Genomic DNA, 20,072 nt, shown 5'->3' with positions numbered 1-20,072 from the left:
TCCGTCCGCTTTTGTCTGATGAGTTGCGTACGGATCAGAAGCGATCAGTTCGTGACATCTTCGCGCGGAGTCGAAGGGGCGGATTCGACCGTCATGGTGTTCCGATGCTGGTCAACCGCGTGCGGTCGGTACGTCCCGGTGCGCTGAGTGGACTTGCGCACCGGAGGGACGAGTCGCCTTCTGTCCGGCAATAGGGCATCAAACTCATATGCCGGTCATTCGGGCTCGCATGTCGGTCAATACAGGCGGTGTTCGATCGCCCGTGTTCCCCCGCCCGGTCAGCAGGTCGTTGTCCCGGCCGGCGCGCGTATCGCCTGGGGATTCACGGGAGGCAGCTGTCGGCGACGAGGCGTTGGTGAGGCGTGATGTCCGTGGCGGAGTGGCTTGATCATCGGATGCAACGGGTCCCCCTCCTTCCCGGTGACCGTGTGTGGGGGCTGCTGTGCTCGTGCGGGAGCACCGGTGAGTCCCAGTAGGGTGATGCGCTGTGGCACCACGACCTCTGCATGAACTTGTTGAAGCGGGCTGGGCGAAGGCTCTGGATCCTGCGGCCGAACGCATCACTGCGATGGGCGACTTCCTCCGGGCCGAGATAGCGGCGGGCCGGACGTATCTGCCCGCTGGGGCGAATGTCCTACGGGCTTTCCAGCAACCCTTCGATGACGTCCGCGTCCTGATTGTCGGTCAGGATCCTTATCCCACGCCGGGGATGGCGATCGGGCTGAGTTTCGCTGTGTCGCCCGAAGTGCGTTCGTTGCCGGGCAGTCTGGAGAACATTTTCCGGGAGATGCACTCCGACCTGGGGCTGCCCAGACCGTCGAACGGTGACCTGACACCGTGGACGGAGCAAGGGGTGCTGCTGCTGAACCGGGCGCTGACGACGGCACCGCGCAGCCCCGCCGCGCACCGGGGCAAGGGCTGGGAAGAAGTCACCGAGCAGGCGATCCGCGCACTGGCCGGCCGGGGCAAGCCCTTGGTGTCGATCCTGTGGGGGCGTGACGCGCGCAATCTGAGGCCGCTGCTGGGGGAGCTTCCGGCGATCGAGTCCGCCCACCCGTCCCCGATGTCGGCCGACCGTGGCTTCTTCGGCTCACGGCCCTTCAGCCGGGCCAACGAACTGCTCGTCAAGCAGGGTGCGCAGCCGGTGGACTGGCGACTGCCGTAGGGCATGGCCGTCGCAACGGCCGAGGGAGCTTCCTTTGACCCACCGTCACTCGCTGAAGAGTCCGCTCAGGGGAACGGAAGTGCTGTAGCACAACCGTGCTTTGCCGGTTGTGGCGCCTGGTGAGAGACTGGCCCGCTGCAGAATCGGCGGAGCATACGGGGGCGCAATGGGCCAGGCGGTGACCGCAGCCATGCTGCAGGTGGCGGATGTGCACAAGTCGTACGGTCGAGGCGCCAGCGCGGTTCATGCTCTGCGTGGCGTTTCCTTCGAGGTCCCTCGGGGGGAGCTCGTCGCTCTCAAGGGGCGCTCCGGCTCGGGCAAGACCACCCTGCTCAACATCGTCGGTGGTCTGGACGAGCCGGACAGCGGACGCGTCACCGTCGACGGGCTGCATCTGCGGGACCAGGGTGAGGACGCCCTCCTCGCGCTGCGTCGGGAACGTATCGGCTTCGTCTTCCAGTCGTTCGGGCTCATTCCCATCCTCACGGCTGCCGAAAATGTGGGCGTGCCGCTCCGGTTGCGAAGGGCGGACCCGCGAGAGCGGCGGGAGCGCGTCGAACTGCTGCTGTCTCTCGTGGGGCTCGCGGACCATGCCGCGCAGCGCCCGGGCGAGTTGTCGGGCGGGCAGCGCCAGCGTGTCGCCATCGCCCGCGCCCTGGCCAACAGCCCCTCGGTTCTCATCGCCGACGAGCCGACCGGCCAGTTGGACGCGGAAACAGGGCACTCCGTGATGGAACTGCTGCGAGCGGTCGTCCGCAGCGAGCAGATCACGGCTCTCGTGGCCACCCATGACAGATCACTTCTTGACCTCGCGGATCGTGTGCTGGAGCTGAAAGACGGAGAGATCACCGATCTGTAGGCCCAGTCGTCCGGGATCACACTGCGGACGCGGGGTCCGGCACGCGCTCCCCGCGTCCGCAGGATGTGCGTGGTTCGTTTCAGAGCCCAGGCTGTTCCGCGGCTGAGCCCCGGCCGTGACGGTCGTTCCGTGTGTCGTCCGGGCGGACGGCGATGTGGTCGGGTTCCAGCTCCAGGGCGACGCGGTCGCGCATCCCCAGGACCCGGGTGTACTCGGCGGGGAGCTGGAGGCGGCCGGCCCGGTCGAGCATGGCGTATTCGCGGGCGACCAGGTTCTCCTGGCCGGTGGCGGAGTCGACTTCGCTGTGGCGCAGGACCTCCGTCGACGTGCGGCCGTCCCGGATGGCGACCGTACGGCGGACCTCACCAGCGACGGACTGATCGTGGGTGACGATCACGATGGTGGTCCCCAGTTCCTCGTTGGCGGTGCGGAACGCGGCGAAGACCTGTTCGGCGGTGTGGGAGTCGAGTTCGCCGGTGGGCTCGTCGGCGAGCAGGACCGCGGGATCGTTGGCGAGGGCCACTGCGAGGGCGACGCGCTGCTGCTGGCCGCCGGACATCTGGTGGGGCCGACGGTCGCGGCATTCGGCGACGTCCAGCAGGCCGAGGAGTTCCATGGCGCGATCGGCTTTGGTCCGGCGCCGACCTTGTGCGCGGGCCAACTCCAAGGGCAGGGCGACGTTCTGCGCGGCGGTGAGATAGGGCAGGAGATTGCGGGAGGTCTGCTGCCAGACGAAGCCGACGGTCTTGCGGCGGTAGGCGAGGCGTTCCTTGGAGGACATCGTGACCAGGTCGTGGTCGCCGACGCGGGCCACGCCGGCGGTGGGTTTGTCCAGCCCGGCCAGGATGTTCATGAGGGTGGACTTGCCGCTGCCGGAGGCACCGACCAGGGCCATCAACTCCCCCTTGCGAACGAGGAGATCGAGGCCTTGCAGTGCCTGGACCTCCACACCGTCGGCGGAGAAGATCCGTACCAGCCGGTCGCAGGTGATCAGGGCGTCGTGGCCGTAGACGGCGGCGTCGCGCGCGGCGAGGGCACGGTCGGTGAGCTCGTGGAAGGTCGGGCTGCTGGTCATCGGCTGCTCCTGGGCGGACAGAGGGACACGGGCCGGTGCCGGAGGGGGCTTGGTCTCGAGGTTCTGCTCACTGTCTAGTCGTCACCCATCCTCAGTTCGCGCACCGAGCCACGTCGGCTGGTCCACCAGGCCTGGCCGGCGGGCACACCGAGGGCCAGCAGCAGCACGGCGAGCGCCGGAACCGTCAGCGAGAGCGGATCGGTGCGCAGCGCGGCCCCGTCGAGGGCGGACGGAGAGGCCAGGGCGAGGGTCGTGAGGTCGATGCCGGGCGACAGCAGATGAATGCCGGCCCAGCCGGTCAGCAGACCGCCCGCCGCGGCCAGGAACGCCTGAGGGAGGGCCGTGAGGATGAGCAGTCGGCGGCCCTGGGACCGGCTCATGCCCATCGTGCGCAACCGGGCGAGCAGGGCGCTGCGTTCGGGCGCGGTACGCAGCACGGTCAGCAGGAGGGCGAGGACCGCGTACCCGGCGCCCGCGGCGACCGCGACACCGTACAGGCGTTCCGCGCCGGACTGCAGCGGTGAGTCGACGTGCCGCGCACGTTCCTCGGCGCGCAGCCGGACGGTCGCCGCTGTACCTTCCGCCGCCGAGCGCAGCGCCCGGCCGTTCAGGGCGTCACCGGTCAGCAGCAGGGTCGTCGTAAGCGCCACGCCGCGGGGAAGACCGGCACGGTCCACGATCAGGAAGTCGTCACCGATCACGGCCGGAGTGCGCGCCCGGACCAGGACGATCCGGACGGTGACGGAGGTGCCGTCCGGGAGCAGGACGGGGTAGGGGCCGGTGCCGTACTCCTCGGCCACGCGAGGTGAGGCCAGCGCGGGCAGGGGCCGGTCGGCGCTGTCCGTCGTACCGGCGTCCTCCTGCCGGAGGCTCGCCGCGGCGAACGGCCCCAGTCCCGTGTGGTGCGACAGGTGCGCGTAGGCGTCGGGGTCCACACCGGCCAGCGGTATCGGCTGACTGCCCGGTTGCGGCTTCGCCTCGTTGGTGACGCTCGCTTCCGTCATGTCCCGTACGCCGGGCAGTCGGCGGACGCGGTCGGGCAGGGCGTGGGGGAGGTTGCCGGTATTGGTCTCGATGCGGCCGTCGGCGCCGACGGCGAAGAGCGCGGCCTGGTCGCGGGCCGCTGTGACCCCTGCCAGGACCGAGCCGCCGAACGCGGCCGTGGTCAGGGCGGTGAGCAGAGCGAGCAGCGGCAGCACGGCGAAGCCGGGAGCGCGGGCCACCTGGGCCAGCGACAGCGGAATCACCAGGCCGCGCATTCGCGTGGTCGCCCTGCTCAGCGCCCGCAGCGGCAGGGGGTGGAGGCGTGCCAGCAGCAGAGCCGCGACCACGCCCGTCAGCAGCGGGGCGGTGGCCACCAGACCGGTGCTGCCGGATCCCTGTCGGCGTAGTGCGGCGACGGCCCCCAACGCGATGACCAGCACGGTCAGTTCGGCCACCGTACGGTGCCGAGACGGCTGGGCGGAGGCGAGGTCCTCCCGGGCGTCGTGCATGCGTACCGTGCGGTGCGCCACCACGCCGCGCAGAGGGAGGGTGACGCAGGCGAACAGGGTGACGGCGAGGGCGGCGGCGATGGCGGACGCGCTGCGGTCACCGGGCAGGACGAGCAGGGCGGCGGTCAGTCCGAGGGCGCCGGCCGGCACGGCCACGACCGCCGTCTCCGCCAGCAGCCGACCGGCGAGGCCGGACAGTGAGGCGCCGCGGGCACGGAGCAGAGCCAGCTCCGCGCGTCGGCGATCGGCTGCCACACCGGCGGCCATGGCCAGGACGATCACGGCGAGGCTGCCGGTCCCGACGGCGGCGAGGACAAGCAGCGGGTCGATCCCCGACCGTAGTCGGGCATGGTCGGCGAGGACCTCGTCGAGATTCGTCCGGGCCTCCAGACGCGGGTCGACGACCGCCCGCAGGCGCTGCACCCCCGGGCCCGACTCAAAGGCGGCGACGGCGGATGTCAGACGGTCGAGATCGTGGCCGCGCAGGGTGGCGACGTCGGCGGCCACGTGCCAGTACCGGAGCGGGAGGCCAGGGGTGCTCAGGAGAACCGGGCCGGCACCGGGGGCAAGGAGCAGGCCGCCGAGCCAGTAGACCTCCGACAGCTGGCTGCCGGGCAGTCGGCTCAGCGCGGGGGTGCGCAGCACCGGCAGTGTCGACCAGTAGGCGCCCGCAGGGGTGCGTGGGACAACGATCCCGGTGACCCGGACGGCGAGCGGGGCGCGTGCCGGGCTTGGCAGGTGGATCACCGAGCCCACCCGGATGTCGAGCGTGCGGGCGGTGTCCGTGGTGACGGCGGCCTCGACCTGGGCGGTCGCTGCGGTGACCGGTTCGCCCGTGGTGCGTGGCAACCGGCCCGCGCTGAGCCGGGCGTGGGAGGCCAGGTCCTGCTGAGCGGCGAGCAGCAGTTGGGCGGGTATGTCGGCGGGCCGGGGAAGCCAGGGATCGGACGCCGCAATGCCGACGGTCGTGCGCACGCCGTACGACGACTGCGTGGGGTCGGCAACCAGCGGCGCCTTCGTGGCGGCGAGAACCTCGGTCCGCGCCGCGGCCAGCGGCCCGGTGCGCAGGGCGGCCTCGGCCTCCTCGACCGTGTCCGTCCAGGGTGGCGGGGCGTCCACCTGCACGGTCGTCCGGTCGGGAGAGGCCTGCTCGACCGCCCGGCGCAGCCCCGCGTCTCCGTACCGGTCGACGGCACGCGGGTACGCGGCAGCCAGCGCGGCGGTCACGGTCACCAGCAGCGCGAGGGTCACGGACGTACCGGCGAAGGCCCTCAGCCGGGCCCGCACCCCGGCCCGTGCGTGCGTCGGCACCGCCCTCGTCCCCCCGCTCTGCGGGGGCACCGGCTGCGCGGTCACTGCGTCACCTCGTCCCTGAGAGTCGTCACGGGTTTCGCCCGCCGAAGTGCGAGCGCCACGGTCACGAGCGCGGGGCCCGCGGCGAGGGCCGCCAGCAGGACGGCCAGGCGCAGGAGCGGGACTTCGACCAGCACCGGCGGCAGCGGCCGGGTGGCCTGCACGGTCAGGACGACAAGGGGAACCAGCGCGTACGTCAGCACCGTGCCCAGGGCCGTGCCGACCAGCAGGGCCAGGGCCACCAGCACGCCGTGCTCCACGGCGACCAGCCGGGCCAGCCGACGGCGCGTCGTCCCCAGGGCGCGCAGCACGGCGAACTCTCCGTCCCGGGCCCGCATCGCCCCTGCCGCGCTCACCGCGAAGCCGAGCGAGGCGAAGAGCACCGTCACCGCGGCCGATGCGACCAACGCTGCTTCCGGGGCCGCCCCGAACGGGTCGTCGCGCAGCTGAGCCGCTATCTCGTCGCGCACCACCACCTGCTCCGGTTCGACGTCGGGCAGGGCCCGCACGGCCGCTGCCGCGGCACCGGGGTCGGCCGTGCGCAACCACCACTCGGTGGGCGTGAGGCTGGTCCCGTAGCGGGCCTGCAGCACCCGGTTGACGGCCCGGAGATCGACCAGCAGGGCCCCGCCGTCCTGCGCGGTGGTTTCCGTCGTGGGCAGGGCGCTCGCGGTGCGGACGATGCGTACGGGCACGGAACGGCCGCCGAACGTCACCTCCACGCGCTGGCCTCGGCGCGCGCCGGACGCGGTGAGGAACCGGTCGGTGGCGACTGCGACGATCTCGGGCGCCGCGGGCTGGGCGACCTTCAGCCGGACCTCCAGCGGCCAGGAGGCCGGCGGGAGGTCCGGCGGCAGATATCCGGTGCTGTACGTCATGCTGACGGGGGCCGTCGACGTGATCCGGGGGCGGGTCGGCCTGGCGTCGGCGTTGGGGGCGTAGGCGGCCGAGTCGGCCTCGATCGAGGTCGCCCACTTCGTCGGCAGGGTCAGCTGCCGGACATCGCCGTCGCCCGCTGTCGCCGTGAGAGTGCCGAGGACCAGGCGGTGCCGGTGGGCACGGCCGGTCGGCTGTGACGTGCTGAGTGTGAGCCCGGTCAGCGCCAGCGGGCCCCGGGCGCCGTTCAGATCCGGGGTCAGCGGGTGCGGTCGGCCGTCGGCGGCCAGGCGGCCGGACGGTATCTCGTAGGAGGTCCCGTGACGGTCCCGCACCGTGAGCGTGACGTCCGCGCCCGGCCCCGGCGTGCTGCTGCGCAGGGCAGCGGTCAACGTGAGCCGGGTCGTGCCCGCCGGTACCTCGACGCCCGCGGGCGCTCCGCGCGGCGCGAGCCCGGCGAGCAGCGGACCGTCCGTCAGATCGGGCCGCGCCAGCACCGCCCCTGCCGCCTCCGCCGTGTTCAGGGCCACAACGGTCGCGGTGCGGCTGCCGGAGAGCGACACGGTGCCACGGACCGCGGGGGCGACCGCATCAACGTGCGGGAGGTCCGCGTAGACGTCCGTACGGCCCACACCGCCGCTCCCGGAAGTGAGGACGCGCACCTCGGCGCCCGCGCGGAAGTCGGCCTGGTCGGCCTGGGAACGGTGCCAGGACGCGCTCTGCCCGATCGCGATCACGCCCAGTGCCACAGAGATGACCAGGAGCAGTACCGGACCCGCCCCCCGCATCGGTCGCCGACTGAACTGCCAGCCGACCATGGCCGCGGTCAGCCCGTGCCCGCGGGCCAGAAGCCGCTCGCCGACCCGCGCCAGCGAGGGCAGCAACCGCAGCACCAGAACCGTTCCGGCCAGCAGTACCAGAGCGGGCGCCGCCACCAGCAGCGGGTCGACGCCGAGGACCCCCTCACGGCTGGTGGTGACAGCACCGGAGCGCTGGCTTCCGAGCAGCCAGAAAGCGACACCGGCCACGGCGACCAACCCGACATCCGCCCCCGCGCGCAGCGGTGCGGGCAGCGCCCCTGCCCGCACGGAGACGGTGCCCGTGAAGGACGCCCGCCACGCGGGGACAGCCACCGCCAGCGCACACAGCGCGGCCACGCCCGCGGCGACCGACCACACCTCGGGTCGGCCCCCGACCGGTACGTCGACGTGTACCCCGGTCCGGCCAAGCGCACCCTGCCCGACCAGCAGCCGCGTCAACGGCCCCGACAACAGCGGCGCCGCCACCACCGCCGGCCCGGAGATCAGCAAGGACTCCAGCGCGGCCATGCCCGCCAGCCGTGCCCGGGTGGCGCCGCGCGCACGGAGCAACCGGGTCTCGGACATGCGCTCGGAGCTGAGCAACCGCGCGACGAGCAGCAGGGCGCAGGCCGCGAGCAGTCCGAGCTGACCAGCGACGATCAGCATGCTGGAACGTGTGACGAGCAGGGAGCGTTCGATGCGGTCCAGGACCTCGGGCAACGCGGTGGCCGCTACGGTCGCACCGCTGAGCGCGGGCCGCTCGCGCAGCTGCGCGCTCCCCGAGCGGACAGCCTCGCGCAGCGCGTCGATCCGCCCCGTCGTCAGCGAGGAGTAGTCGGCCGACGCCAGCCAGCCCGACGTGCCGACGCTCACCCGCCCCGAGGTCGGCACGCCTGCAGCGGTGAGCAGGGGACCGTACGTCGTGAAGCTCGACGCCTGCACGCCGCGGCCGCCCAGGTCGTCCAACTGCCAGTAGGGTGCCCGGACGTCCACGGGCCGGTACACGCCGGTGATCAGCACGTGCACCGCCGGGCCGTGCAGCCGGTCGGTGACGGTCAGCCGGGCTCCAGGTGCCACCCCGAGCCGCTGGGCGGCGCTCTGCGGCAGTGCGGCCTCGATGGACCCGGCGGTCACCGCCTCTCGGGGAAGCCGCCCTGCGACGGTCCGCACCTGTGTGTGATCCAGGGCTGCGAAGTGCGTGAGGTCCGGGTCCTCGTTCCGCTCGGAGGCGGGCCGCAGCGCGGGAGGCAGGGCGTAGGGGCCGGAACGCAGCAGGGTGCGCACCTGTACCGGCAGCCCGGCGAAGATGGCGCGGGCCCCCGTCCGCACGGCGTCGTCGGCCGCCTGCCGCTCGCCGGCCGGCACGTCGGCCTTGACCACCAGAGCGGCCTCGGCAGCGGTGTCCTGCTCGGCGAGCGACCGACGCAGCGCCGCATCGCCTATTGCGCCCGAGTAGGCCGTGAGCGTGGCCAGCACGGTTGTGGTCAGCAGCACGGCCAGCAGGGCGGCACCGAGAAGCGCGCGGTACACCCACGCCCGCAGCGCGATGAACCGCAACACGCCTGCCGGCACTCCTCGTTCCCCCACCAAACCCCCCGGTTTCAACCACACGGACCGGAACGCGTTGCGGCGTCGGCAGCGTGCAGGTGCAGGAGGGCATTGTAGGACTGACTTTGGTCGTCTTCTGATCGGATGTGGCAGACCTTGATGGGCGTCGCTATCCGGACAGGCGCTCACCCGCGACGGACTGGCCCCGTATGCGGGTGAGTCGGCAGGGGTTGTATCTCCCGCCGGGCGAAACCACGCGTCCGAGCGGCATGGTGACCCACGCCCCCATCCGGCACCGCATCAGGAACAGACAGTTCAGCGGCTTGCAGCCGACCGTGGACCAGGATATCGGCGACTTCCACGGCTACTCCGGAAGCCCAGTGGACACCGACGGCGACCCGCAGGACGCGGGCTGCCGCCGCGTGGTGGGCGTCCTCCCTCGACCGAGCCTCAGTCGATCACTGCGGCCCTCACACACAGCACGTCCGGCAGATGGGAAGCCAGTTGCTGCCAGCTGTCGCCGTCGTCCGCCGACGCGTACACCTCGCCGTTGCGGTTGCCGAAGTAGACGCCCGCCGGGTCCGCGTCGTCCGTGCACAGGGCGTCGCGCAGCACCGTGCCGTAGTGGTCCCCCTGGGGCAGGCCCGCCGACAGGGGCTCCCAGCTCTTGCCCGCGTCCGCCGTACGGAAGACCCGGCACCGGTGGTCGGCGGGGACACGGTCCGAGTCGGCGTTGATCGGGAAGACGTACGCCGTGTCACCGCGGTGCGGATGGGCCGCCACCGCGAAGCCGAACGTCGAGGGGAGGCCGGCCCCGATGTCCGTCCAGTGCCCTCCCGCGTCGTCGCTCCTGTACACACCCCAGTGGTTCTGGAGGTAGAGACGGTCCGGGTCGGCCGAGTCCTTCGCGACCTTGTGCACGCACTGGCCGAACTCCGGGTTCGGATCCGGCAGGAACACCGCGGAGACACCGGAGTTGGACGGGGCCCAGCTCGCGCCGCCGTCGGACGTGCGGAACACTCCGGCCGTCGAGACGGCGACAGTCACCGCGCGCGGGTCGCGCCGGTCGGTGACGATCGTGTGCAGGCCCTCGCCGCCGCCGCCCGGAACCCACCGGGAGCGGGTGGGGTGTTCCCACAGCGGGCGGACCAACTCGAAGGACTCACCGCGGTCTTCGGAGCGGTACAGCGCCGCCGGTTCCGTGCCCGCGTACACCACGTCCGCTTCCGCCGTGGACGGGTGGAGCTGCCAGACGCGCTCCAGCGAGGCGCCCGTGTCCTTCGGGAACCTGACCGCGGGCTGCGCCGGTTCGGTCCATGTCCGGCCCAGGTCGTCGGAGTGGAAGACCGACGGCCCCCAGTGGGCGCTGTCGCCGCCGACCAGCAGCCTCGGGCTGCCCTGCCGGGTGTCGATCGCGACCGAGTACACGGCCTGCGCGTTGAAAGAAGGGCTGTCGTCGAACTCCCATGTGTCACCGCGCCGGTGCCCGATGAACAGGCCTTTGCGCGTGCCGACCGTGAGCAGTACCTCGGTCATGCCGATCACCTCCGGGACGTCTCTGTCCAGTCATCGGCCAGTCTGCACCCCACCACTGACAGTCACCTCTGGAAACGGTGTCGCCGCAGGTCGGAGCGGTTTGTCGGCGGGATGTGACGGAGACCTCGGGTCGGCCGTGAGCAGCGGCGGGACATCGCGCGTATGGGAGGACGGCAGGGCATGTCCGTGTGCGCGTGAGGAGGTTGCCTTCGATGGCGGCATTCCGTGGTCCCAGGGTGTGGCTGTGGCGTTGGCGGCGGAATCCGCTGAGGCGCCGTGTGGATGCCGTGGAGGGGTGGGCCGCACTGGCCACCTGGGCACTCATCGTGCTCACCGGAGTCCTGGTCGGCGTGGTGTCGAACCGCTCCATCGAACAGGGGCTGGCGACAGAGCGCGCCGAGTGGCATTCCGTGACGGCACTGGTCGTCGAGGACGCGCCCGGCACCGTCGGCAGCGAGAAGGTGTGGGCGAAGGTCCGCTGGAGCGCGGCCGACGGCACCCGGCGCACGGGCCAGGCCCGGGTCGACTCGGGCAGCACCGCGGGGAGCCCGGCGACGGTCTGGACGGACCCGCAGGGCCGCCTGGTTTCGAAGCCCGCCACCGAGTCCGAGGCCCGCCTCAGGGCCGCGCTGGTCGGCGCCCTGGCGGGCGCGAGCGGGGCGACCGTGCCTTACGTCGCCTGGCGTCTTCTCCGCGGCCGTCTGGAGCGACGGCGGATGGAGGAGTGGGACGAGGCGTGGGAGCGGTTCGACCCTATGTGGGGGCGCAACACACGCTGATCCGTGTCGAAGGAAGCGGGGGAGCGGGGAGCACGGTAGCGAAGCACGGCGGGCCCGTCGCTCCGGGCAACGGCATGGCGGGGCCGTACCTGTCGGGCAGGTCCGGACGGACGCCCACGAGTCCGCGGCGCAGGCAGAACGGGGGCCGGTGCGGCTTGGCCGGCAGGCGGCGCCGCCACGACGGGTACCGTCCGTGGATCCCCAGCGCCCGCGCGGGCCAGGTCGTCGAGCACGCGGCTCGTGCCAGGAGGACAGCGGCTGTACGAGGTGGGTGCGAGCCGCCTCGTACAGCCGCCGGAGGGGGGATGGATCAGCGGTACGTGATGTCGCCCGTCGCGTACTTGCAGTACGTGCCGTCGGGGTTGGAGCCGTTGGTGGTCGGCTCCTTGCCGGTGTTGTTGCCGATGTACTTCTGGCAGGGGACGATCTTCTTGCTGGTGTCCCCGACGATCGTGATGCCCCTCAGGGTCGCGCTGTCGCCGTAGTTGGTGTTGATGCCGGCGAGCTTGCCGCCCTTCCAGGTCGCCTCGATGTTGGTGAGGTTGATGGTCCGCTTGTACTGCGTGGAGCAGTTCCCGCAGGACCGGACGAAGGTGCCGAAGTTCTTCGCCGCGAAGTTGGAGATGTTGAGCGTCCCGGCGCCGTTGAACTGGAACACCTTGTCGCTGGCTTCCTTGGCGCCGCCGCCCGAGATCGTGTAGACGTTCGAGGAGGAGCTGCCCCGGAAGGTGGCGGCGTCCTCGCCGACGTCCTCCCACCACACGTTCTGCAGGGTGCAGCTGCCCTTGCAGTGGATGCCGTCGGCCGCCGGGGCGCCGATGATGACGTTCTTGAGGACGGCGCCGGCCGCCAGCTCGAGGATCGGCCCCTGGTCCTCGTCCTGGTTGTCGGAGCCGAGGTCCCCGGTGCCGTACAGGCGCTTCATCCCGTAGTCCTTGGTGCCGGACACGGGGATGGTCGCGGAGACGCCCTGGCTGCCGTTGGCGGTCGGCCAGGTCGCGGCGCTCGCCGGGGTGAGCGCACCGCTAGTCATGAGCATGCCAAGCGAGAGGCCGAGGGTGGCCAGGGTGCCGGTCAGTGCGCGCCCGCGCGCGCGTGGACGTACTGCAGAAGTCATGTCCCGATGCCTTCTTCCGGTCGGTCGTGCTGTGTGGGGAGTTGGGGATTGGGGGTTGTCTCAGAGCTTTCCGGCGCCCGCGCCCGACGTCACCGAGGCGACGACGGTCGAGGCAGGCTCCGCGGTGTAGCTGTACGGAGCGGTGGTGAAGGTGCCGACCCGCGAGACCTCCGTGGCGGCTCCGCCGAGATCGTTGCCGCGCAGGTTGGCGTATCCGTCGACGTCACTGCTGCGGTTCGTGGTGACCGCGACCGGCGTCGAACGGAAGACGTTGTTCTCGACGAGCATCTGGGCGCCCATACGGGAGTGCACGGCGGTCTCGGCGCCCTGGACGTAGTTGTCGTAGAAGTGACCGGTGCCGAACCGCAGGCTGGGGATGCGCGAGTACACGTTGTTGAAGTGGTTGTGGTGGTACGTCACCTTGAGGCGGCCGGTGTCCTCGGACGCGTTGTTGTCGCTGTGGCCGACGAGCGAGCCCTTGAAGTGGTCCTTGAAGGTGTTCCAGGACACCGTCACGTTGTCGGAGCCGTGATTGATGTCCAGCAGACCGTCGTAGTAGTCCTTGTCGTGGGTGCGGTCCGCGGAGAAGGAATTGTGGTCGATCCACACCTTCGTGGACTTCTGGACGGTCACGCCGTCGGACGGTGCGAGCGGCTTGCTGATGTTGAGGTTGCGGACGACGACGTTCGTCTCCTCCTTGATCCGCAGGCCGCCGCCGGTGAACCCGGAGGATGAACCGACGCCCAGGACCGTGGTGTTGGAGCCGAGGTCGACCTGACCGCTCAGCGTGATCAGGCCGTTCACCCGCACGACCTTGGCCGCGTTTCCCGTGACGGCGGTCCTGAAGGCGGCGAGCGTCGTCACGGTGACCGGGGTGGCGCTGCCGCCGCCGGTCGTTCCGGCACCGAATCCGATGGGCGCGCTCTCGGCCGCCCCGGCCGGCTGGGGAGCGGCCAGAACGGCGACGGCCGCGAGCGCGGTGGCCACGGCTGCCACCACTGCGGGTCTTTGCGTCTGTGTACGTGGGGGGTCTGTACGCATGCGGGTGCGTCCCTTCGGAAGGGCTGGCTGACCGAGCAGGTGATCAGCTATGTGAACATCATTCACTATGTCGTGCGCCATGCTGCGTGCCGCGCGCGAGCCGGTTGAGCGGTGACGGAGAGCCTGAAGTGTGGGGGAAGGTAGCGCTTCAGGGACTACACCGTCTCTGAGGGCGCATACTTCGGGGCCGTCTCGTCGAATGCGGATCGACATCGATGGGTCACATCGCTGAACGGAAGGTAGGCGGTAAGCGCTTTCTGGTCAACGCTTTGCGCGCAATGTGTGCCGACCGGGTCCGCAACCGCTGGTCAGCGAATCTTTTCGACGTGTGGGAGCGCTTCCATGGGGGCCATGCTCATGCCACGATGCGGGCGGGCAGCCCCGCGGAGCGGGACTTCGACTTCCGCCACGCGTACCCCACGAGCCGTGATCAGGAAGGGACAAGGACGTGTCCACCACTGTCGGCAACATCGCGAAAAGGCCGCTGCGTTCGGCGCTCGTCATGTTTCTCGCAGGCCTGCTGCCGTTACTCGCGGCGACATTCCTCGCCGCGCCGTCGGCGGCGGCCCGGACGGAGCCGCCCGCTGCGGCCCCCGTCGCCGCCGCCGCGCTCACCGAGGTGACGAACTTCGGGACCAATCCCAGCAACCTGCAGATGTACGTGTACGTGCCGGACGGCGTCACCACGCATCCGGCGGTTCTGGTGGCCGTGCACTGGTGCACCGGCTCCGGCCCCGTGTTCTACTCCAACACCGAGTACGCCTCGCTGGCCGACCGCTACGGCTTCATCGTGATCTACCCCTCCGTCACCCGCAGCAGCAAGTGCTTCGACGTCTCCTCGCCGCAGGCGCTCACCAGGGGCGGCGGCAGTGACCCGGTGGGCATCAGGTCCATGGTCGACTGGGTGACCCGCACCTACAGCGCCGACACCAGCAGGGTCTTCGCCACCGGGGTCTCCTCCGGTGCGATGATGACCAACGTCCTGCTGGGCGACTACCCGGACGTCTTCGCGGGCGGTTCCGCCTTCGCGGGCGTGCCGTTCGGCTGCTTCGCCACCACCAACGGCTCGGAGTGGAACAGCGACTGCGCCAACGGGACAGTGATCCACACCCCGCAGGAGTGGGGGAACCTGGTGCGGGGCGCCTACCCCGGCTACACCGGGTCCCGGCCACGCATGCAGCTCTGGCACGGCACCGAGGACGACACCCTGCGCTACCCCAACTTCGGGGAGATGATCAAGCAGTGGACCAACGTGCAGGGGCTCACCCAGACGCCGACCGTGACCGACTCGCCCCAGTCCGGCTGGACCCGCACCCGCTACGGGGCCACCGGTGACAAGGCGCCCGTCGAGGCCATCAGCCTCCAGGGTGTCGGCCACAACCTGATCACCACCGGCATGGCCGCCCGCGTGATCACCTTCTTCGGCCTGGACAGCGGCGGCACCGTGCCCCAACCGCCGGCCGGCCCCTGCAAGGTGGCGGTCACCACCAACGCCTGGAACACCGGGCTGACCGCGTCCGTCACCATCACCAACACCAGTACGACAGCGGTGAACGGCTGGAAACTGGGCTTCACCCTGCCCTCCGGCCAGACCATCACCTCCGGCTGGAGCGCCGGCTTCGCCCCGTCGTCCGGTGCGGTGACGGCCACCAACGCCACCTACAACGCGGCCATCGCGCCCGGGGCGAGTGTCGGCTTCGGCTACCAGGCGAGCCACACCGGCAACAGTGCGGCGCCGTCCGGCTTCACGCTCAACGGAACGGCCTGCACGGCCGGTTGAGCCCCGCTGTGCCGGGTGCGTGCCACGAGCGCGCACCCGGTCACCTCACCCGAGGTGGTCCGAGGAAGACGTCGTCCAGACACAGGAAGGCACCCGGCCAGTGAAGTCGCCCCGCCTCGCGCAGTCGCCCCGGCCCCAGTGGCCGTCCGCCAGAGCAACGTTCGCCCAACTGGTCGCCACCTGTGTGTTCGTGCTGGCCCTCGCCGTGGCGTCCTCCGCCGTGGTGGCCCTGGTCAGAAGCCCGCAACCGACTGCCTCCGACCCGGCCAGGTCCGCCCCGCACTGGGTCAACACCTGGACGTCGATGCCGCAGCTCACCGAACCCGGCAACATGCCGCCCGTGCCCTTCACGGGCGAGCGTGCCGTCCTCGTCGACACCACCCTGCGCCAGACAGTGCGCGTCACCACCGGCGGCGAACGTATCCGGCTGCGCTTCTCCAACGCCTTCGGCACCACCCCGCTCCCGCTGACCGCCGTCACGGTCGCCCTCCCGCTGGACGGCCGGGCCGGGGTGAGCGCCGTCGAACCCGGCACCCTGCGCGAGGTGACGTTCGCGGGACGCCGGGCCACCACCGTGCCCGCCGGGGCCCAGGTCGTCTCCGACCCGCTGGACCTCGGGCTGCGTCCCGCGACCAACCTGACCGTGACGACGTACCTCGCCGGCGGCCAGGCCTCGCTCGCGCTCACCTCGCACCCGGGCTCGCGCACCACCTCGTACCTGCGCACCGGAGACGGCACGGCAGAACAGGATCTGACCGGGGCCACCCCGGTCAACCACTGGTACCTGCTCAGCGATGTCGAGGTGCTCTCCGGCCGGGACACGCGTGCCGTCGCCGTGCTGGGCGACTCGCTGTCCGACGGCCGGGGCTCCACGACCAACGGCAACAACCGCTGGCCCGACCAGCTCCTGGACCGGCTCCGGGGCCTTCCCGGCGGCGGCCGGATCGCCGTGCTCAACCAGGCCGCGGGCGGCAACCGGGTCCTCAATGACGGCCTCGGTCCCAACGCCCTCGCCCGGCTCGACCGGGACGTCCTGGCGCACAGCGGGGTCTCCTGGCTGATCGTCTTCGAGGGCGTCAACGACATCGGCACCGCCGAGGCCACTCCGGCCGCGCAGCAGCGCGTCACCGACGACCTCATCGCCGCCTACCGGCAGATCGTCGTCCGCGCGCACGCCCAGGGCATCCGCGTCTACGGCGCCACCCTGACCCCCTTCCGCGGCAACACGCCGTACGACGATCCGGCGGGTCTGCGTGAGACGGCGCGGCAGGCCGTGAACGCCTGGATCCGCACCGGTGGCGCCTTCGACGCCGTCGTCGACTTCGACCGGGCGGTCCGCGATCCGGCCGATCCGGGCCGCCTGCGCGCGGACCTCCACGACGGGGACTGGCTGCATCTGAACCCCGAGGGATACGGGACGCTGGCCGGCGCCGTTCCCGCGTCCTGGTTCAGGAAGAGCTGATCCCGGGTTGAAGACAGCCGCCGATGCCCGCATTCTTGGGCATTTGGCGAATGGGCCGCGCGAGGAAGAGCGGGTGGTCCCGGCCGGTGACGTCCTGGCGGTTGCCGACGCGCACGGCACACTCACGGGCTGGAGCGAGGGCGCCCGCCGGCTCACCGGACACACCGCCGTCGAGGCCACCGGCCGCCCGGCGGCGGACCTGGTGTCCGGCGACCCGCGTACGGTCTGGCGGGAGCTGCGCACGTCCGGCGCCGCCGTCGTGGCCGTACGGCACAGGGACGGGCATCGAGGTTCCGGTCTTAACCTGGGCGGCGAAGGGGACCTGGTGGCCCGGGCCGGTCGGGATGCGCACGCCGGAGACGTTGCTGCCGTAGGCATCGGTGCGGTTGTCGGAGTGCCCGAGATGAACGGCCTGTGCCGGGACGACCTGGACGCCCCCTTCCCGGGGCTTCTCGACAGCGCCCTGTTCGCCGCCGCCCGCCAGGCCGACCGTATCGGCCGAGTCGTCACCGGCTGAACCGCCCTTCCCCACAAGGTGGTTGAAGAGCAGGTTCAGCACGATCGCCGTCAGGCAGCCCGCGCTGATGCCGCTGTTCATCACCGCCTTGAACCAGTCCGGGAACTTCGCGTACACCGTCGGCACGCCGACCGGCAGCATGCCCACGGCCACCGAGACCGCCACGACCGTCAGGTTGTGGTTGTCCCCGAACTCGACCCGGGCCAGCGTGCGCACCCCGCTCGCGGCGACCGTCCCGAACATCACCAGGCCCGCGCCGCCCAGCACCGGCGCCGGTACGGCCGCGACCACCGCGCCCAGCTTGGGCAGCAGGCCCAGCAGTACGAGGATGCCGCCGGCGGTCTCCACGACCCAGCGGCTGCGCACCCGGGTCATCCCGACGAGGCCGACGTTCTGCGCGTACGCCGTGTACGGGAAGGTGTTGAAGACGCCGCCGAGGACGGTGGACAAGCCGTCGGCCCGCAGTCCGTCGGCGAGGGAGCGAGGCTCGATCCTCCGGCCGGTCATCTCGCCGACCGCGATCAGGTCCCCGGTCGTCTCGGTCATCGTCACCAGCGCCACCACCAGCATGGAGATGATCGCCGACGCCTCGAAGGTGGGAGCCCCGAAGTGGAACGGCGTACTGATGCCGGCCCAGTCCGCGTCCCCTACCCCGTCGAAGTCCGTGAAGCCGAAGGGAATCGCCACGGCCAGCCCCACCGCGATTCCGATCAGCACCGCGATCCGGCTCAGGAGCACCGGCGCGAACCGCTGCACGCCGAGCGCCACGGCCAGCACGAACGCGGCCAGCGCCAGGTTCTTCGGCTCACCGAACTTCGCCGAACCCACCCTGCCGGCCGCCCAGTTGCCCGCCACGGGCAGCAGCGAGAGACCGATGATCAGGATCACGGTGCCGGTCACCAGCGGCGGGAAGAAGCTCAGCAACCGCCCGAAGACCGGCGCGAGCAGGACGATCGCGAGGTCCGCGACGATCACCGAACCGTAGATCGCGGGGAGCCCGCCGTCCGTCGTACCGATGAGGACCATCGGCGACACGGCCGCGAAGGTGCACCCCTGCATGATCGGCAGCCGTACACCGAAGCGCCAGAAACCCACGCACTGGATGAGGGTCGCGATACCGCAGACCAGCAGGTCCGCAGTGATCAGATACGCCAGATCGGCGGGCGACAGCTTCATCGCGCCGCCGACGATCAGAGGCACGGCCACGGCCCCCGCGTACATCGCGAGCACGTGCTGGAGTCCGAAGGCGGCGAGCCGGCGTACGGGTGGGACCTCGTCGACGGGATGCACGGGTGCTTCTGACGCCGCCAGGACCAGGTCAGACGTCCGTGTTCCGTGCCGCCGCCAGCAACGAGTCCCAGTCGGGGAGCTTCACGACACCCCGCCCCAGCGTGGCGCCCAGTTCCGCCTCGGCCCGTTCGATCGCCTGCCAGCCCGCCCAGCCGACCGGCCGGAAGCCCTCCGCGCGCAGTATCGTCAGCGGGTCCTCGGGCCTCTCCCGCCGTACGAGTACGTCGGCGTCCGCGAGCAGGGAGGTCGCCGTCTCCTTGGCACAGGGGCGGTTGGTGCCGATGACACCGGTCGGGCCGCGCTTGATCCAGCCGGCCACGTACTCGCCCAGGGAGGGGCTGCCGTCGCGCAGGACGCGGCCCGCGAGATGCGGAACCGTGCCGCGGGCCGCGTCGAACGGCAGCCCGTCGAGCGGAACCCCGCGATAGCCGACCGAGCGGAGCACGAGCTGCGCCTCGATGTCCTCGTACTGGCCTGTGCCTCGCACGCCGCCGGTCCCGTCCGGCTCCGTCCGCTCGAAACGCACCGCACCCACCCGGCCCCCGGCGGCGAGCAGCTCGACCGGGCGGCAGAAGAAACGCAGCCGGATCTGGCGGGCGGCGCCCGAGGGGGGCGCGGCTGCCCAGCCGCGCAGTGCCTCCACGTTGCGGCGCTGCGCGGCTGGCAGGGCGGACGGGTCGGCGTACGCCGGATCGAGCGCCAGCTCGGCCTCGTCCACGATGACCTGGGTGTCCGGCAAGGAGCCCAGTTCACGCAACTCCTTGGTGGTGAAGCGGGCCTGCGAGGGGCCGCGCCGGCCCACCATGTGGATGTCGGTCACCCGGCTCGCTGTCAGTGCGGTGAGCGCCGCCTGCGGTATGTCGGTGGGGCTCAGCTCGGCCGGGCCGCGCGCCAGCATCCGGGCCACGTCCACCGCCACGTTCCCGACACCGATGACCACGGCGGAGCGCGCCCCACGGACGAAGCCGTCGTCGACGGCGTCCGGATGGGCGCTGTACCAGGAGACGAACTGTGTCGCCGACCAGCTGCCCGGCAGTTCCTCGCGGGGAATCCCCAGGTGGCGGTCGGTGGCGGCGCCCACGCAGTACACCACCGCGTGGTACAGCTCTCGCAGCTGGGCGCCCGGCAGCTCGCCGGGGCCGCAGCCGATCCGCACACCGCCGAGGAAACGCACCCGGTCGTGCTCCAGGACCGCGCGCAGGTTGTTCTGCAGCGACTTGATCTTCTCGTGGTCCGGCGCCACGCCGTACCGCACCAGTCCGTACGGCGCAGGCAGCCGGTCGAGGACGTCGACCAGCACCTCCGGATCCTGCTGGACCAGGCTCTGTGCGGTGTAGACCCCGCTCGGACCCGAACCCACGACGGCGACACGCAACACGGC

The 20,072-nt window shown here is 71.4% G+C and carries 12 protein-coding genes and 2 pseudogenes; 6 read left to right on the top strand and 8 right to left on the bottom strand.

Annotated features, from left to right (window positions below; genetic code table 11):
• The first annotated feature begins 487 nt into the window (after positions 1–487).
• Together G3I56_RS21920 and G3I56_RS21915 are read left to right on the top strand one after the other, a co-directional pair.
• Positions 488–1,165, top strand: coding sequence for a uracil-DNA glycosylase (locus G3I56_RS21920; RefSeq protein ID WP_164411474.1), 678 nt, complete (start codon positions 488–490; stop codon positions 1,163–1,165).
• 166 nt (positions 1,166–1,331) lie between these two features.
• Positions 1,332–2,024 (top strand): ABC transporter ATP-binding protein, encoded by a 693-nt coding sequence (locus tag G3I56_RS21915; RefSeq protein ID WP_164411472.1) that lies wholly within the window; start codon positions 1,332–1,334, stop codon positions 2,022–2,024.
• A 79-nt stretch (positions 2,025–2,103) separates the two neighbouring features.
• Here the strand turns inward: G3I56_RS21915 and G3I56_RS21910 are convergent, their stop codons facing one another.
• The 4 genes from G3I56_RS21910 to G3I56_RS21895 all read right to left on the bottom strand — a co-directional run bounded on the left by G3I56_RS21910 (position 2,104) and on the right by G3I56_RS21895 (position 10,705).
• Positions 2,104–3,099: an ABC transporter ATP-binding protein gene (locus G3I56_RS21910; RefSeq protein ID WP_164411470.1), complete on the bottom strand. Its 996-nt coding sequence runs from the start codon at positions 3,097–3,099 to the stop codon at positions 2,104–2,106.
• Between the two features lie 74 nt (positions 3,100–3,173).
• Positions 3,174–5,948: an FtsX-like permease family protein gene (locus tag G3I56_RS21905; RefSeq protein ID WP_164411468.1), complete on the bottom strand. Its 2,775-nt coding sequence runs from the start codon at positions 5,946–5,948 to the stop codon at positions 3,174–3,176.
• On the bottom strand, positions 5,945–9,181 hold the full coding sequence (locus G3I56_RS21900; protein WP_164411466.1) for an ABC transporter permease: 3,237 nt from the start codon (positions 9,179–9,181) through the stop codon (positions 5,945–5,947). Before G3I56_RS21900 ends, G3I56_RS21905 begins: the two co-directional genes overlap by 4 nt.
• A 438-nt stretch (positions 9,182–9,619) precedes the next feature.
• The gene (locus G3I56_RS21895) at positions 9,620–10,705 is read right to left on the bottom strand and encodes a sialidase family protein (RefSeq protein ID WP_164411464.1); all 1,086 of its coding nucleotides are present in this window, start codon (positions 10,703–10,705) and stop codon (positions 9,620–9,622) included.
• Positions 10,706–10,917: 212 nt separating this feature from the next.
• Between G3I56_RS21895 and G3I56_RS21890 the strand changes: the two genes are divergently transcribed.
• Complete coding sequence (locus G3I56_RS21890; RefSeq protein WP_164411462.1) at positions 10,918–11,484, top strand: hypothetical protein; 567 nt, start codon at positions 10,918–10,920, stop codon at positions 11,482–11,484.
• A 310-nt stretch (positions 11,485–11,794) separates the two neighbouring features.
• Here the strand turns inward: G3I56_RS21890 and G3I56_RS21885 are convergent, their stop codons facing one another.
• Together G3I56_RS21885 and G3I56_RS21880 are read right to left on the bottom strand one after the other, a co-directional pair.
• Entirely contained in the window at positions 11,795–12,601 is an 807-nt protein-coding gene (locus G3I56_RS21885; RefSeq protein ID WP_164411460.1) for a pectate lyase, read from the bottom strand.
• Positions 12,602–12,661: 60 nt separating this feature from the next.
• The gene (locus G3I56_RS21880; RefSeq protein ID WP_164411458.1) at positions 12,662–13,642 is read right to left on the bottom strand and encodes a pectate lyase; all 981 of its coding nucleotides are present in this window, start codon (positions 13,640–13,642) and stop codon (positions 12,662–12,664) included.
• Positions 13,643–14,144: 502 nt separating this feature from the next.
• Here G3I56_RS21880 and G3I56_RS21875 point away from each other — a divergent pair.
• The 3 genes and pseudogenes from G3I56_RS21875 to G3I56_RS45095 all read left to right on the top strand — a co-directional run.
• Positions 14,145–15,422, top strand: a complete 1,278-nt coding sequence (locus tag G3I56_RS21875) for a PHB depolymerase family esterase (protein ID WP_164411656.1) — start codon at positions 14,145–14,147, stop codon at positions 15,420–15,422.
• Between the two features lie 169 nt (positions 15,423–15,591).
• Positions 15,592–16,884, top strand: a complete 1,293-nt coding sequence (locus G3I56_RS21870) for an SGNH/GDSL hydrolase family protein (protein WP_164411655.1) — start codon at positions 15,592–15,594, stop codon at positions 16,882–16,884.
• Between the two features lie 73 nt (positions 16,885–16,957).
• A pseudogene (locus G3I56_RS45095) lies at positions 16,958–17,173 on the top strand (PAS domain-containing protein); the annotation flags it as partial.
• Positions 17,174–17,314: 141 nt separating this feature from the next.
• Here G3I56_RS45095 and G3I56_RS21865 read toward each other — a convergent pair.
• Positions 17,315–18,622, bottom strand: a pseudogene (locus tag G3I56_RS21865) (nucleobase:cation symporter-2 family protein); the annotation flags it as partial.
• 97 nt (positions 18,623–18,719) lie between these two features.
• Positions 18,720–20,069, bottom strand: coding sequence for an FAD-dependent oxidoreductase (locus G3I56_RS21860; RefSeq protein WP_164411456.1), 1,350 nt, complete (start codon positions 20,067–20,069; stop codon positions 18,720–18,722).
• Positions 20,070–20,072 lie beyond the last annotated feature (3 nt).

Source organism: Streptomyces sp. SID12488 (assembly GCF_010548275.1).
GTDB lineage: Bacteria > Actinomycetota > Actinomycetes > Streptomycetales > Streptomycetaceae > Streptomyces.
This window is presented reverse-complemented; position numbering and strand designations above follow the sequence as displayed.

Bases quoted from the DNA above. Each gene is read 5' to 3' on its own strand.
- G3I56_RS21915 (WP_164411472.1), top strand. From the start codon at position 1,332: ATGGGCCAGGCGGTGACCGCAGCCATGCTGCAGGTGGCGGATGTGCAC.
- G3I56_RS21910 (WP_164411470.1), bottom strand. From the start codon at position 3,099: ATGACCAGCAGCCCGACCTTCCACGAGCTCACCGACCGTGCCCTCGCC.
- G3I56_RS21895 (WP_164411464.1), bottom strand. From the start codon at position 10,705: ATGACCGAGGTACTGCTCACGGTCGGCACGCGCAAAGGCCTGTTCATC.
- G3I56_RS21890 (WP_164411462.1), top strand. From the start codon at position 10,918: ATGGCGGCATTCCGTGGTCCCAGGGTGTGGCTGTGGCGTTGGCGGCGG.
- G3I56_RS21885 (WP_164411460.1), bottom strand. From the start codon at position 12,601: ATGACTTCTGCAGTACGTCCACGCGCGCGCGGGCGCGCACTGACCGGC.
- G3I56_RS21880 (WP_164411458.1), bottom strand. From the start codon at position 13,642: ATGCGTACAGACCCCCCACGTACACAGACGCAAAGACCCGCAGTGGTG.
- G3I56_RS21875 (WP_164411656.1), top strand. From the start codon at position 14,145: ATGTTTCTCGCAGGCCTGCTGCCGTTACTCGCGGCGACATTCCTCGCC.